Origin of the sequence: Saccharothrix luteola, assembly GCF_020859565.1 — a bacterium.
Lineage (GTDB): Bacteria > Actinomycetota > Actinomycetes > Mycobacteriales > Pseudonocardiaceae > Actinosynnema > Actinosynnema luteola.
Genome location: NZ_JAJHUO010000009.1, coordinates 1 through 14,751, shown reverse-complemented (window position 1 = coordinate 14,751; position 14,751 = coordinate 1). Strand labels below are relative to the sequence as shown.

Annotated in this window: 8 protein-coding genes; 2 read left to right on the top strand and 6 right to left on the bottom strand. The window is 68.7% G+C overall.

Annotated elements, in window-relative coordinates:
• Window positions 1–44: 44 nt before the first annotated feature.
• From LNK82_RS14380 to LNK82_RS14360, 5 genes are all read right to left on the bottom strand, one after another.
• A complete protein-coding gene (locus LNK82_RS14380) occupies window positions 45–692 on the bottom strand; it encodes a hypothetical protein (protein WP_230567474.1) in 648 nt (215 codons plus the stop codon).
• A gap of 163 nt (window positions 693–855) precedes the next feature.
• Window positions 856–3,453 carry a pPIWI_RE module domain-containing protein gene (locus LNK82_RS14375; protein ID WP_230567473.1) on the bottom strand — a complete coding sequence of 866 codons (2,598 nt, stop codon included), beginning with the start codon at window positions 3,451–3,453 and terminating at the stop codon, window positions 856–858.
• Complete coding sequence (locus LNK82_RS14370; RefSeq protein WP_230567472.1) at window positions 3,450–6,707, bottom strand: pPIWI_RE_Z domain-containing protein; 3,258 nt, start codon at window positions 6,705–6,707, stop codon at window positions 3,450–3,452. The genes LNK82_RS14375 and LNK82_RS14370 overlap by 4 nt, the downstream gene beginning before the upstream one ends.
• A gap of 29 nt (window positions 6,708–6,736) precedes the next feature.
• Complete coding sequence (locus tag LNK82_RS14365; protein WP_230567471.1) at window positions 6,737–7,774, bottom strand: pPIWI_RE_Y domain-containing protein; 1,038 nt, start codon at window positions 7,772–7,774, stop codon at window positions 6,737–6,739.
• On the bottom strand, window positions 7,771–9,312 hold the full coding sequence (locus tag LNK82_RS14360; protein WP_230567470.1) for a PD-(D/E)XK nuclease family protein: 1,542 nt from the start codon (window positions 9,310–9,312) through the stop codon (window positions 7,771–7,773). Before LNK82_RS14360 ends, LNK82_RS14365 begins: the two co-directional genes overlap by 4 nt.
• Before the next feature lie 101 nt (window positions 9,313–9,413).
• Between LNK82_RS14360 and LNK82_RS14355 the strand changes: the two genes are divergently transcribed.
• A complete protein-coding gene (locus LNK82_RS14355) occupies window positions 9,414–10,343 on the top strand; it encodes a serine/threonine protein kinase (protein ID WP_230567469.1) in 930 nt (309 codons plus the stop codon).
• Here LNK82_RS14355 and LNK82_RS14350 read toward each other — a convergent pair.
• Window positions 10,340–13,075 (bottom strand): ATP-binding protein, encoded by a 2,736-nt coding sequence (locus LNK82_RS14350; protein ID WP_230567468.1) that lies wholly within the window; start codon window positions 13,073–13,075, stop codon window positions 10,340–10,342. The genes LNK82_RS14355 and LNK82_RS14350 overlap by 4 nt on opposite strands.
• Window positions 13,076–13,314: 239 nt before the next feature.
• Here LNK82_RS14350 and LNK82_RS14345 point away from each other — a divergent pair, with 239 nt between their 5' ends.
• A complete protein-coding gene (locus LNK82_RS14345) occupies window positions 13,315–14,349 on the top strand; it encodes a hypothetical protein (RefSeq protein WP_230567467.1) in 1,035 nt (344 codons plus the stop codon).
• The last annotated feature ends 402 nt before the right edge of the window (window positions 14,350–14,751 follow it).

Genomic DNA, 14,751 nt, shown 5'->3' with positions numbered 1-14,751 from the left:
GCAAGTTCTTCAACGCACGACGTTCCGCGTGGTCCATGTCGGCCTCAAGAAGCCTTGATGGACAGCAGGTGCTTCTCTTCACCGCCGAGCCGGACGGCAGCCCGACGATCGGCCTCCGTCAGGAGCTTCTGGTTCATCTCTGGAGTGAAGAAGACCGATGGCAGCTCGGCGATGCGGTGCAGGGCCGCGTCAAACTCCGGTACGGCCACGTCGGGCAGTGCCCGACGCAGCTCGGCGAGCCCCACCCACGCCCCGGAATCGGTGACGAGGTCGTGGTACGCGGTGATGATCCGCTCGTCCACCGTGGACTCGGGTTTCGGCTCGCGCTCGGGTTCCGTCTCCGCGTACACGTCCGCGAGTTCCCAACCGGTCTTGGCGAAGACTGTGTCCACCCACTGCGCCAGGCCGTACAGCAGGCGGTCCTTCCGCTGCACCCCGGGAGGTGGGGCGTCCGCGAACTGCTCACGACAGCGCTTCCAGCCGGGTTCGGTCAGGTCGTGGACCCACGCGTTCTTGTGCGCTTTGGACTGCTCCGCCTCGATCAGTTTCCGCTCGACCAGGCTCTCCCGGACGCGCTTCTCGATGGTGAAGCCGTATAAATCTCGTATCTCGGTGTTGGATGCGGTTCGACCGATCATCAACAGCGCCAGCAATGCGGATTTCTCCGGGATGCTGAGCGGTGTGTTCGCCATGTGTGCTCCGGTGTCCTGTGGTGATCCGCCATTCGACCTTAGTCGCGCCACAACGCTCGTGCACGTACGTCCCCCACCTGGACCAACCGTTACGTGATAACAGAGAACGATGCGGTCGCGATTTGGCAACAGCTTCCGGTCGCTCATTCGTTCGAATTCCACGTCACGTTTCCCGATATTCACCGACCACGTACTCCTCGGCGAGTTTCGCGAGGTGCAGCGCCAGCGGCACGGCGAGCGGTACGTAGTCGTCGGCGTATCTGAGCTGGTGGGCCAGAGCCGCCCAGATTCGCGGGTCCTCGGGCTCGCCCGTGGTCGTCATCCGGCTCGCGAGGACGGTCAGCTCGCGGATCTCCGGGTTCCAGCCGGCCACGGTGACGCCGCTGGACGCGGCCCCGTCGCGGTACTTCACCGCCTGGTTGGGCTTGGCGCCCTGGATCGGGACCTCGGTGATGCTCTGGAAGACGCGGTTGTCCGACCCGACGTCGAACGGCTGCCACACGCCGCTCGCGTGACCGGCGAACTTCTCGTCATCACGCGGTGCGTACCACTGCGGCACCTCGTCACGCCCGCCGCTGTCGCGGATCACCACGATCCGCAGCCCGGGTCCGAACAGGGCGGTGCGCTGGGCAGGCCAGGGCCCGAAGCCCAGGGAGTCGGGCACCATCGAGCTGTTGGTGAGCCACGGCCACGAGTGACGCATGTTCCCCGCCTGCACCAGCAGCAGCGTGGGTGTGTCGCGGGTCTGGAAGAGCAGGGATCTGATCCGGCGTTGCGCGGCCGCTTGTTGTTCCGCCAGCGACAGCCATGTGCCGCGATCCTGCTCCAAGTCGACGTCTCCGTGCAGACTCAGCAGCAGCTCCGGGTACGACACCCAGCCCTTGCGGCGCTCGTCCCACCCCTCGACCCGCCGGCCGTGGTCAGTCGAACGGATGCGCACCGCCACCAGAGCGCGCCGTGCGGTGCGAGCCGTCGTGTGGTTCTTGCGTATCATCCAGAGACCCACGTGCTGGAGGTCCGGCGGGACCGCCGCGCCGAGGGTGTGCTTCGGCGGCAGCACCGCGCCGAGCTGGCGCAGACCGTCCAGGATCGAGGACCGCGCCCGTTCGGCCAGCGCCTTCGTCTCGGTGGTGATGAACTGGCTGACCCGACGCGCGTCCGCGCAGCCAAGGCGGATCGCGACCTTCGGGTCGCGGCCGGGACCGAACTTGTCCGCGCCGCGCAGCTCGACGAGGACCAGACGGATCGGCGCGTCCAGTGCTGGCGTGCCGAAGTGGCGGGTGATCAGCGCACGGCGCTCCCGGGTCGCCGTCGCGACCGCGCGCGCATGAGCCTTGCCCCACGACCGGGGCACCTGCAGATCCGCGGTGATCTTCTCCCACGTGGACGCATCCAGCCGCACTTCCAGTTCAGGGGTGCGCCAATGGGGCGCGGACGCCGGATCGAGGTCGAGCACTTCGCACAGCGCGGCGACGAGCGCGTCGCGGGTCCGGTCGTTCTCGTAGCGGATGTCGATAGTCAGCGGCCGGTCGTCGAGCGCCACTGCACACGCCAACCGACGTGCGTGGCCCTTCACCACCTTGCTCGCTGCCTTGGCCTCGGCGTCCTTGTCCCGGCGCCACAACTCCGGTTTGGCGAGGAGCGTGACCTTGGTCAGGTCCGTGGACCGGCGCAGGACCCCGGCGAGCGACTCCTCGACCCACGCGTCGAAGTGGCGGCGCTCGACGGGCATGAGCCCCGACTTCGCGTCGTGCGACCCCATCAGGGTCGAGTGAACAACCCACACTGAGACACCGTCGCGGCCCTGTGCCCACTCGGTCGGGTTGTCGATCAGCTCCTCCGCAGTGGGCAGCGTGAAGGCGGAGCTGTACTCCGGGAGCAGTTCCATCAGGCTGGTGGAACGCCATGCCGGTGTGCCAAGCGTGGAGTCGTGCCGCACGCCGTTGGCTATCAACCTCGGCACGCCGCCGTCCCGGAGCGTCCAAGGCAGTGGAACCTGCAGGTAGGCGGTCACGCCGCGCCGCGGGTCCAGCTTCACGGGTTCACCGGTCACCCAGCGGCGGACGCCATACGTGATGTGCACTCTGGGCCGCCCGGAGAACGGCACGGTGTGCAGGGAGGCCCGCATCAACAGCGAGTGGTACCAGTCACGGCCACGCCTGACGTACGGCTGGGGAGGCCATGACACCAGCTCGGTTCCCCGTGTCGAGGACACCACGCGGAAAGACAGCTCCGTGCCTTCGTACTGGTACGTCCGCGCGGCAAGCCGTGCCGCGACGACCTCGGGCACGAGATGGTAGAGCCGGCGGTGTGGATCTGCCGTGCCGCCCCGGGTCAGCGTGGTGTCGGTCAGGTCGACGGACGTGGACGCCCACTGCGGCATGGCGTCATCGAGTGCGTCGAGCAGGGCGTCCACCTCCTCACCGTCGGCCTCACCCCGACGGGACAGGATGCGCGTCAGCCAGGCGTTCGTGAGACGGCTCATCGCGTCCCGCGGCACGACGTCCGCCGCGTACAGCCACGGCAACCGGTCGTCGGTTGCCGCACCCGGAGCGGCGAGCACGTCCGGCACGGCGGCTTGGAGCAGCGAGTTGAACTGCCTGATCGGTGCGGTCCACCGCGGGTCGGCGCGGGTGAACTGCTTGGCGTACCGCCGCACCACCTCGGTGCGCCACTCCGGGGCGAACGCGATGACCTTGAAGTCGTGTGACCACGGGTCACGACCGAGGTCGTAGGCGGTGAGCCGAACCGTCGGGGTCATGGGTTGCGCACGCCTCCCGTCGCGTTCGCCAAGCACCTGCCGAGCGCCGACCACAGCGGTCCGTAGAGCTCGCGCACGAGCTGCCGCTCGTGTCCGGGTATCGCCGGATCGACATTCGGGGAGCAGTAGCGGTCCAGCACAGCGTGCATGGAGACCAACAGGCTCGTCTCCGCGGTGTCCTCGTGCCCGAGTGCCAGGTTCGGGGCGAACGCCGCGTCCACGAACACGACCCGCGCGGGCACCCCGCCTCGGACCAGGCGGCCGATGACCTGCCAGATCGCCACCAAGAGGTCCCAGGTCACCGACTCGCGGTCATCACCCAGATCCCGCCACGCCATGCTGCGCCCCACCACCCGTCGCCACTGCGCGCGGGCCGCGGACCGGAATGACCGGCCCGCCTCGTCCAGTGAACCGGCCGAGGACGCCATCGCCCGGAACCGACCATCGCGGCGGACCCTCGATGCCCAGTCGTTCACCGCGTGTACGGCGAGAGCCAGGTCGTCGGGCCGCGGGCTGGGACGGACGAGGAAGAACACAGAGCCGATCGCCGCCACCCGCTGCTCGTTGAGGATGTTGTGCCCGCGTTCCACCGCAAGCAGCGGGGCGACCAGGATGTCCGCGCGGGTCATGGCGAGCGTGTCCACGTCACCGCGACGCAGCACCGGTGCCTGGTGCTCACCGGGCTCGGCGATCTCCGCGTCGTCCGGGACGAGCCGGAACACCTTGTCCCGCCACCGCTTCCTGCCGTGCAGCAGGTCGGCGACCAGCTCGGCCTCGTCGTAGCTGCCGACCAGCAGCAGGATGCGGCGGCGGTAGTCGTCGGCGATGTCCGCCAGCTCGTCTTCGAGCACGCTCGCGTGCTCGTCCGTCGATGCCGCCAGCCGAGTGACGATGCCGGTCAACGCGCGTGACCGGCCGTCGAGCGGCGTACCGGAGACGCGCAGGGGTGTCTTGCCGTCGCGCACGGGTGCGAACCGGAAGTCGCTGTGCGACGCGATCCGCTCGATCTCCGCGCGATCCGGGGCGAGCAATGCCCGCACGGGGACGTCCACGTGGTACCGGCTCGACGAACCGGCCCAGCTGCTGCCCGACAGCAGCACGACGTGCGGTCCGGGCCGGTTGTCCGCCTCCGGCAGGTCCGCCATGGCCTTGAGCAGGTCCCGGCCGACACCGGTGCAGTGGAAGAACTTCAGCTCGCCGCTGACCACGCCGCCGTCGTCCCGGCCTTCCGGGAGGAACTGGAAGCCGATCACGTCGCCCATAGGCGGTTCGGGGATCACCGGGCCGTAATCGTCGGGTACCCGGAAGCCGAGCGCGGCGTCCAGGTTGAGCGCCGCCTCGACCCGCGGCCACATGACCGTCATCAGCGTCAACTTCGGTTCCAGCGCCGCAAGCAGCAGGGTGAACTCGAACCGGGTGGCCCACTGGTCGAGCCACTCGCGACCGGTGCGGTCCTTGGTGACGCCGGTCAACTCGGCGAGCACGTCCCGCAGCTCCAGCCGGGTGCGCCGCAAGGACGTCGCGTGCAGCAACTCGCTGGTCAACCGCACGAGGGACGGGATCGCGGGCGGGAAGCTGCGACGTTCACCGAACGGGTTGTCGCGGAAGCGGTCGAGTTCTTCGAGCAGCACGGCACGAGCCGCCTCGAACGGGTCCGGCACGGAGTCGGACCCGCGCGGATAGCGGTCCGCCGCGAGCCTGCGGTGCAGAAGCCACGCGCTGAAGTGGCCCGCCCGCAGCCACTGCCGCAGGTCGTGGTCGCGCACCAGCAACGCGTAGATCCGGTCCGTCGCGGCGCAAGCCGTGTTCACCGCCGCCGACCACATCTGGACGTCGTTGTCCGACAGCGGGATCCGGGCGCGATCCACGAGCTGGCCGATCTTGTGGGCGTGGACCTTGTCGAGCCACGACACGGCACCACGCCCCACGAGCGTGGCCATCGGTGCGAACTGGGAGTCGAGCGTGATCTGCACGCGGTCGACCTCGTCCACGACCACGATATCGCTGCGCCGGCACGCCAGTTCCATGAACCGGATCCGCTCGGCGTTCTGCGGCCACGGCACGGCGGTGAGCACCAGGCTTTGCGGCGTCGCCACCCACACGTCCGCCTCCACGAGTTCGAGGGCGGAGTGGTGGCGCGGGCAGGCCGACCAGAACGGACACGCTCGGCGGGCTTCGGCCCGGGCCTTGACACCCTTCGGCCGCAGACTGGTGCAGGGGGCGTCGTGGTAGGCCAACGGCGGCCGGTCGTCACCGCGGAGGGCGGCCAGCGCGCAAGACGTGCTCAAGTGGTCGAAGCCCGCGTCGACGTGCCCGAGGATGCCAGGCGTGCCGCGACCGGCGAGCCTGCGGTGCAGTCGCTCGGCGTGCCGGACCCGCGTCCTCGCACCGATCACGGGGGCGGCCCTGACACCGTGCGTCCCGAACAGCTCGACCAGTTTCAACGCTTCCGCGACGTCACCGACGACGAGCGTGACGCGCAGGCCCAACTTGGCCACCGCATGGACCGTCAGCACGTCCCGCAAAGTGCTCTTGCCCGCACCGACGATGCCGAGCAGGTGGGTGAGTCCTTCGAGGTCGAGCGTGCCAACCTCCGCGAAGCGTTCACCCGCGAGCGGCATCAGGGCCACCCGGTCGAGCCGCCCCTCCCAGTCGGCGTAAGCGGTCGCGTCCATGTCCCGTGCCGTCACCAGCAGCGCCGACTTGTCGATCGTGATCGGTTTGCCCGCACCCCGTTGCGGTTCATCGAGGTCGTGGCCCACCGGTCGCCGATGGTCGAGCGCGGGCAAGGTCACAGTCGTCATGTCCTCGCCGGCGATGAACGTGTGCGGGCCCGGTCCGGCGACCCGGAGCTCGCTGCTCGCGAACGGCGCCGCTGCGCGGAGCAATCGCTCGTAGATCGGCCAGCGTTCCGGTGCCGTGGACACGGGACGACGAGCGGGCGGACGGCTCGGGTCGATCAGGTGATAGCCGCGCAGTTCCTCCTCCACCTCGTTGTAATCGGCCAACGCCGACCGCCACGCGGCGGGACTCCTCATGGCCCACAGCTCGTAACGCGCGGTGCGCAGCGTCTCGTCGAAGCCGGTGATCCCTCGTTCCCGCGCGAAAGGGAAGCCGCTGAACAACGGCCACGCCTCGATGGCAGGCCTTCCCGGCAATACCGTCTGGGCGAGGAACAACCCGAGCTCCGTGGTGAACGCCTTGTGCAGGGCGTCGCCCGGAATTCGGTAGGCCGTTGACAACGGCGCGGTCATGGCCTGAAAGAGCCGCCTTGAGCTCCTCATCACATCTCACCCCACGTCACCGAGCCGCCCGCCAGGTCCACCAGCTCCGCGTCGGCCACGAGTGTCGGCGCACCGACCACGAGCCGGCCGAACACCGCCCGGTAATCGGGCCTCGCCCGCAGGCGCTCCGCGGGCACGATCACGAGCGGATTGCGGTCCCGCCAGGCTGACCTGCCCACCGCGCGGGCGAGCAGTGCCGGGTCGCCGTGGTCGAACGCCAGCACGAACCTGTGCCCGCCCTCGGGCCAGTCGATCCGCAGGCCCTCGACTTCACGGGTGACCGCCGCGCCGTGGCTTCGAGCCAGCCCGACCACGGCCTGCTCCACTCGGGCGACGCCGCTGATCACCCTCCGAGCCGCTTCGGCGAGCACGAGGCTCCCAGTGGCGGGCAGCAACTCCGGTAGCTGCTCCCCCGCCGGACACGCCTCCCACTCGCACAGCCAGCCACCGCCGGCGAGTGGCACGGACAGCGCGCGGCAGACCGTGCAGCGGGCCACCTCGCCGCGTCGCACAAGCGCCCGCGGGACCGGCCGGTAGAGGTCGCGAACCAGCCGCCACGTGCGGCGGGCGACACGGTCACCGACGAAGGCGGTGACCTCGTTGTCCGAGACGACCTGGTACTCGGCCAGGAAATCCCGGCACGCCAGGTGCAGGTCCGGTGCCGCGGCTTTCTCAAGGTGGTCGCGGATCGGGTCCGGCCGCACGGCGTTGCCGTCCTCCGCCCACTCCCGACACAGGCCCGTTGGACGAGACCGCCGGACGTCCACCAACAGCCCATCGCCGCCCAAGACCTCTCGAGGCAGACGTAGCGGCCAATCGACCAGCGGTCGGGCACCGCACCACTTGACCAGGTCCGGCAGGCTGCGGGGCGGTCGGGTACCGCGCGAAAGGCACGTCAGGGTCAGCCGATCCAGCACGGATTGCGCGCGGTCCGGGTAGGGCATCGCGAAGCCGGTCTTCAGGTCCTCGTCACCGAGTTCCAGCACTGCCAGGGCGACCGCGTGCACCAAAGCGATGTCGTCGTCCGCCACCGTCACGACGCGACCTCGGCGCGGCCGGACGGGCACCACCGCACCACCTCGCAGGTGCGGCAGTCGGCGCCCGGCCGTGCGGGGAACTCGTCGTCACCGTGCCACGGCGCGGCCAGCGACGTGACCACCGCCTCCGCCTCGGCACGTGTGGCGGGATCCCGCACGTCGTAGATCCGCAGGTCGTTGCCGTCCGGGTGGAGCAACTCCAGCTCGACCCGGGGGTTCGGACCGGCGTCGCGGATCGCGTTCTTGCCGAGCAGCACGATCGCCAGGGCGAGCTGCGGGATCGTCGACAGCGTGCGGTAGAGCCGGTCCGGGTCCGTGCGGGTGGTCTTCAGCTCACGCCAGACCAGGGAGTCGCCGTCCCGGTAGAGCAGGTCGGGTTTCGCGATCACGACGACTTCGGCGGCCGTGTCGTCGAACACAAGGTTGGGTTCAATGCGGAGCTCGGTCGGCGCCAACGAGAGCGGGCACACCTCCGCGTGGTGCCGCAGCATCGCCGTCCCGGCCGCGATCTCGTCCACCGGCAGGGCGCGGTCCGGCCAACTCTCCGGTACGTCCGGGACGCATACCGCGCCGGACCGGTGGCGATGTTCGACGTAGGCGTGGACGGCGCGGCCCCGTTCGGCAGCGGGACCGTGCTCGAACGCGGCGGCCTTAGGCAGCCGCAGCCGCCCCAGGTGGTCGCGCGCCGGACAACCGCGGTACTTGCGGGCGTTGCTGACGGACCAGGTACGACGCGGTCGAGTCCGGTCCGCGATACCGAGCACGCCGGGTGTCTCCGCCCGCGCCGGGCACACCGACCGGAACCGGCATGCGACGCACGACTCACCAGGCCGGTACTCATCGCCGTCGACGGCGTTCTTGAGCGCGTCCCGACCGTGCTCGCGGTAGTGGTCGAGCGTTTCCGCCCGCGTCCGGTCGTACAGCAGCTCGGCCTGGCCGGTCAGGCAGGAGAACTCCCTGATGCGGATCCGTTCCGGCGCGGGGTCCCCGCTCGCTGCGACGAACCCCGCGACGGCCAGCTCACCCGTCCCGCGGCGGCCGTTGCGAAAGCCGATCAGCCGCAACTCGTTCACGCCGCCGGCGGAGCGGAACCGCCTGCCCCACGCGTTGATCTCGTAGTGCCGGACGCCACGCGGATCAGGTGCCGCCAGCCTGACGACCTGCTTCCACGGTGTGCGGACGGGCGTGGCCTCGTCGCCCTCGAACGCGTCGAGGTAGCCCGCGACCGCATGCCTGGTCCAGTCGGCGAGCCCGTCGTGGTTGCGGGAACCCCGCGCGGGAGCAAGCGCCCGGCGCACGGCCACCGCCGGCTCCACACCGCCGAATTCCACGAGGTCGAGCGCGGTCATGAACGGGCCAAGGGGGAAATCGTTGAGCGTGGTGGGCTTCGGCCGTTCGTCCGTTGGGCGCAGTCCGTGGCGCGCTTTGAGGGCTTCCGCCATCGGACAGCGGAAGTCGGTGGAACCGACGCTCGCGACCGATACAACGACTTTTTGCGGATTACCCGAAATTCCCTGCGGCACCTGCCAATGCCCCATGCACCCTCCCTCCCCGTAGGCCGAGATCATGTCAGAGCCGCACTACTCCGCTGGGGTGAACCTTGTAACGGGACAGCAGGTTGCCCGGATGATGTGACACGGTGGAGTTTCAGGCGCGGAAGGGTGAATTTGTGAAGATCGGCACAGTGCTCGCTGATCGTTTCCGCTTGGTCGAGCCACTGGGGCGCGGCGGTATGGGGCGAGTGTTCCGCGCTCTGGACCTCAATTCTGATCTTGAGGTCGCGGTCAAGGTGCGGAAGACCAGGTTCCAGGAATCCGATACCTGGATCGAGTCGTACGACAAGAGGCTGGAGTCCGAAGGTGCCGTGGGCCGGTGGTTCGGCACGATCCGCGGAGCCCCCATCGTTCACCACTTCGGTGTCCACGAAGGACAGTCCTACGTGGTCATGCAGTTGATCGAAGGAGCGCTGCTCACGGATCTCATCGCCGGCAACAGATCCGTCAAACGGCGGACCGCAGTGGCGATCGCCTGCCAGGTGGGCGAGATTCTCGACGAACTGCACCGACGTGGGTTCGTCCACCGTGATGTCAAGGACGACAACATCATGATCGACCCGGAGGGTCAGGTGTACCTCTTGGACTTCGGCATCGCGAAGGACACCACTTGGGAGAATCTCCCTCAAGGAACACCAGGCTACGCACCATATGAGCAGGTGCGGGCGGCGACGGTGACCTTCCAGAGTGACATCTACGCGCTCGGATGTCTGTTGTGCGAGATGGTCGCGAACCGCCTACCGTTCCTGGAAGACGACGGCTGGAACGTCGGAGACGAGCCGGTCGATGTGCCGCCGCGAGTACTGCATCGTTTAGGTCCCGCCCTCGCACCGATCGTGCTGCGCATGGTCGACCGCGATCTCACCCGCAGATACGCTACGATTGCCGAAGCGGTGGGGAATCTGCGAAAGCTCTTGCCACCACCCGACGCGCCACCGGATCCGCAAGCTCCTGACCCCGATCCCGAAGCCTGGCTGCGTGTCAATCCTCTGCGAATTCCGCCAATCGAAAGCTAGGGTGCCGTGAGTTGACGCAGCCTGGCCAGGAGGTCCTGATCGTCGGACGAGGGTTTGGGCAGGTCCTTCAGCAAGTCCACCAGCAGGTCTTGGGCACGTTGCCAAGCCTCACGCGCACCGGCCGGATCGCCGGTCCGGGCGAGCGCATTGCCGAGCAGCTCGCAAACGCGAGCCTCGTTGAGCGCGGCACCGGTTCGGCGGTACTCATCGGCGGCCTGCTTCGCCGGGACCACCGCAGCGGCCGGGTTGCCGAGCTCCAGGTGGCAACTCGCGATCGTCCGACGTGCCGCAGCAAGGCCGTACCCATCATTCGCGGTCTCCACCGCGCGCTGCGCGAGGGTGAGCGCCTCTTCCGGACGCCCCGTCTCCAGGAGGACACCGGCCATGCCTGATGCCGTGTACGTGATACCCCGTCGATCATCAACGGCCTCGTAGGTCTGGAGGGCGGTGCCGTAGTGCTCGGTCGCTTCGGCCATGTCCTTCCGGCTCTCGTAGATCGCACCGAGGACTTGATGGCTGTGCGCCTCGCCGACGATGTTGCCGACTTCCCGCTCCAGCGCGATCGACTTGTGCAGGACGCTCACCGCGCGGTTCAGGTCGTTCAACTTGCGTCGAGTCGCGCCCAGCTGCCGGTGCACGACCGCCTGGTACCGGGGCTCGGTGGTGTGGGCGGCTGTCTCCGTCGCATCGGTCAGGAACTTCTCCGAGTCCCGCCAATGCCCACGCTGGCGCTGGTAGAAGACGAGCACCAACGAAAGCTTCCACTGGTAGGACTCGTAGCTCCGATACACGGGCTGTGTCAGCACCGAGGTGAAGACGCCGTACTCGGCGTCGAACCAGTCCATGGCCTCGTCCCTCGAGAACTCAGGCACCGTGAGGCCGAGGGGCTGCGACGTTTCCGGGAACTCGCGTTCCGATTCGAGCGCCAGGTCGCAGGCCCAACCCACCCAGAACAGGTAGTCGAGAACCCGCGTCCGCGCTGCGACAAGGGCCTCCTCGGTCAAGTCGGACTCGGCTTGGCGCGCGGCGAAGAGGCGCAACTCCCCGAGCAGTTCGAACCGGTCCTCTTCGATTTCCTCGACCAGGTGGCTCTCCGTCAGCTCGTCCATCCACGATCGGAGCTCGGCCTGCGGCAGCCCGGTGAGGAAGCTCAACGCGGCCGCGCCGATGACCGGCCCCGGATGTACGCCGAGCAGTCGGAACACGTCCGCGGCGGCTGGTGACAACGCCCGGTATGACCAGGCGATCACCGTCTCGAGCTTGATCGACCGGTTCTTCGGCACCGGCGCGTCGAGCAGCGCGGACGTGTCGCGGAGGTCCTTCAAGATCCTGTCCAGACGGTGGGTCTTGCGCTGCTCCGCGCGGGCCGCGACGATCGTGATCGACAAGGGCAGTCTGCCGCACGCGATCACGAGATCCCGGGCCGCTCCCCACTCGTCCTTCACCCGCCTGTCGTGGATCAAGTCGCGCAGCATTGCGACACCGGCTTCCAGCGCCAACCGCTTCACGGTGACCTCCTTGCCGCTCCCGGCGGAGCGGATCGCCGGTATCCGCCGTCGGCTGGTGACGACGACCGCGCACTGCGGGCCGGCGGGTAACAGCGGTTCGATGTGCTCGTAGTCGGGTGCGTTGTCGAGGACCACGAGGACCGCCCGGTGGGCTAACAGGCTGCGGTACTGGCCGACGGGGTCTTCGGTCGGCATCGCACCGAGCGCGCGGACGAACGAGGTGAGCAGGCGGTCAGCCGGCACGGGGTCGCGCTCGTCAAACCCGCGCAGGTCGCCGTAGAGCACGCCGTCGGGAAACGCGTCGAGCGAGCAGTGCGCCCAGAACAACACGAGTTGTGTCTTCCCGACGCCGGCCGGGCCGACGACCGCGATGGCTCGTGCCTGGCCGGCGAGCAGCCAGTCGAGCTGTGCCAACTCGTGGTCACGTCCGTGCAGGGTCTCGACTGTTCGGGGCAGCTGGTTCGGCCTGAGTGGGCGAGCCATGGTGATCTTGGTCGCGGTACCGGCGTCCGCTAGGGCGTTCCTCACCAGGGTGGTGAAGTTCGCAGGCAGGCCCTGTGCGGCCTTGCGTCGACGTTCGGTGAACTCGGCCGCGATCCGGTTAATTTCGCCGTCATCGCCCATGTGCCCCAGCGCCTGCAGCAAGGCCCCGCAGATCTCGCCGTCAAGCGGCCAACGGCTTAACGCCTCTCGCGCGTCCGTCACGGCCTCGTCCACCCGGCCAGACCCCAGATTCACGGTGATCAGGTCGAGGTAGGTCTTGCGGTGCCGGGTCGTCAGGTCCGCGACTTGGTCTTGGAGGTGCGCCTGCCCGACGTTGTGCAGCGGCTCTCCCGGTTGCCACAAGTCCAGGGCTTCCCGCAACGCACGCCGCCGTTCTTCACCTTCGGATGACTGGGCTCGGTCGAACAGCTTCCGGAACTGCCAGTAGTCGATGTGCCCGGGGTCGAGGTTCAGGCGGACGCGGCCGCGCTTGTTCGGCAGCACTTGGCTACCGACTAACTTCCGCAGATCGCGCGCGTAGTTCCGGATCGTCGCCAGCGTCAGCGAACCTGGGGCGCCGCCGAGCAGCTCGATCAACTGCTCCCGCTCCACGGCGCGCTCACGGTCGAGGGCCAGGGCCGCCAACAGGGCACGGGTGCGGTCCGTCAGCCGCTGTTCGACACCATCGACGAACAGCGCTACCGGACCGAGAACCTGAACGCGGATGTCGTTGTCCTCCATCACAACCAGTGAAGCAGAACTGTGTGCGGGAGCCGCTCTTCCACACGCAACCCACACGATCGGCACACGTTCGTCGGAGACGCTTCCGCCGTCCTGAGCGAGCTGGAGGGAACGGAGGTCGGATGGCGACGAGGAGCTGGACACGAGCACCTCTCGAACGAACACGTGCGGTGCGGCGAGTGGCCCTCGCGGTCGTGCACACAGTCGCCTCGGGGCAACGGGTACTCGACGCGCTATCGGTGATCGAGAGTGAGCCCGAGGTACAAGTGGTCTTCACGAGCCCACCGGACAAGGTCGGCAGCGGGGTCGACGAGTTCCTGCGCAAGGCGGCTGCGCTGACCATCCCCTGGCATGATGCGGTTGGCGAGCGGTTCGACCTTGTCGTGGCGGCGTCGAGCCGAGCCGTCAGCGACCTCGGCGGTGGGCCGGTCCTGCTGTTGCCGGACCCGGCGCCGCGCGGGGCGTTCCCGGATCTGCCTGGGTACGACGGACTCGCTGGAATCAAGCAAGCCCTGGCACGACCGGGTGGCACCGCGCACCCCTTGTCGGTCGTCGCGCTGGCACACCACGAGCAACACCGGTTGCTGCGGGATCGGTGGTCGGGGGCCGCCCGTCACGCCGTTGTGATCGGGGACATGGGCTTCGACCGGTTGGCCGCGAGCATGCGCCACCGTGAGCGGTATCGGTCGGCGCTCGAGGTCGCGGCGGCCAGGCCGGTCCTGCTCGTGAGTTCGGGACGTGGACCGCAATCGCTGTTCGCGAGGGCGCCGGGCCTGCTCGACCGGCTCGTCGCGGAGCTTCCTGAGCACCTCGTGGTGTGCCACCTGCACCCGGACGTGTGGGACGTGCACGGTCGCCGTCAGATCCTCGCCTGGACGGCGGACGTGCGACGGGCCGGGCTCGTCGTGGTTCCTCCCGACGCGGATTGGCGGATCCCGCTGGTAGCCGCCGACCGGGTGATCGGCGACCACGGCCCGGTGACTGCGTACGCGGTGGCGATCGGCAAGCCAGTCGCACTCGCCCGTGCCGCGCCGTTGGTGCCAGCCACCGTGCGAGTCTTGGACCCGTCTCTCCCGTTGCGCGACCAGCTCGACGAGCTCGCCTCACCGGGAGCCGCCCGGGCGGCCACCCACCGACTCACCTCAATGCCGCACCGTGCGGCCGCTGTCCTTCGCGCGACCTGTTGTCGGGCGATGCGCCTGCCCGACCCGGGCACACCCCCGGTCTGCCGACCAGTGCCGGTCGACCGGTTCACCACCTCGTGGTCCGCGTGACCACGACATCCAGAAAAGAGAGAGACATGTCGAACACCAATCCGTCCCTCGTCCGTCTCGATGGAAACGGGGGCACCGCCGACAGCCGCTGAAAGCACGCCTGCGGGAGGTTCGATCGCGAACCTCCCGCAGGCGTCGTACGTGCCATGGAGCCTTCGACGCAGGTTCGCCCGCACTAGACGGATACCGCTCAGTTCCGCGCTAATTGGCCAGACCGTTCATAAGGCCGCTTTCGTCCCGTCCAGCATTAGGTCTACCAGCTGAGGTTCCCCCGATATTGAGTCGAAAGTGATCGTCTTCCGGTAGGTTGATCGGTCGTGATCGAGGTTGAGGGTGCGCACCGGTTGTCGCCTGCGGAGCGTGAGGTGCTGCGGTTGCGGGTGGTGGCCGCGTTGGAGGCCG

What these genes read in the sequence shown, in the direction of transcription:
- LNK82_RS14380 (WP_230567474.1), bottom strand. Translation starts at nt 692, where the DNA reads ATGGCGAACACACCGCTCAGCATCCCGGAGAAATCCGCATTGCTGGCG.
- LNK82_RS14375 (WP_230567473.1), bottom strand. Translation starts at nt 3,453, where the DNA reads ATGACCCCGACGGTTCGGCTCACCGCCTACGACCTCGGTCGTGACCCG.
- LNK82_RS14370 (WP_230567472.1), bottom strand. Translation starts at nt 6,707, where the DNA reads ATGACCGCGCCGTTGTCAACGGCCTACCGAATTCCGGGCGACGCCCTG.
- LNK82_RS14360 (WP_230567470.1), bottom strand. Translation starts at nt 9,312, where the DNA reads ATGGGGCATTGGCAGGTGCCGCAGGGAATTTCGGGTAATCCGCAAAAA.
- LNK82_RS14350 (WP_230567468.1), bottom strand. Translation starts at nt 13,075, where the DNA reads ATGGAGGACAACGACATCCGCGTTCAGGTTCTCGGTCCGGTAGCGCTG.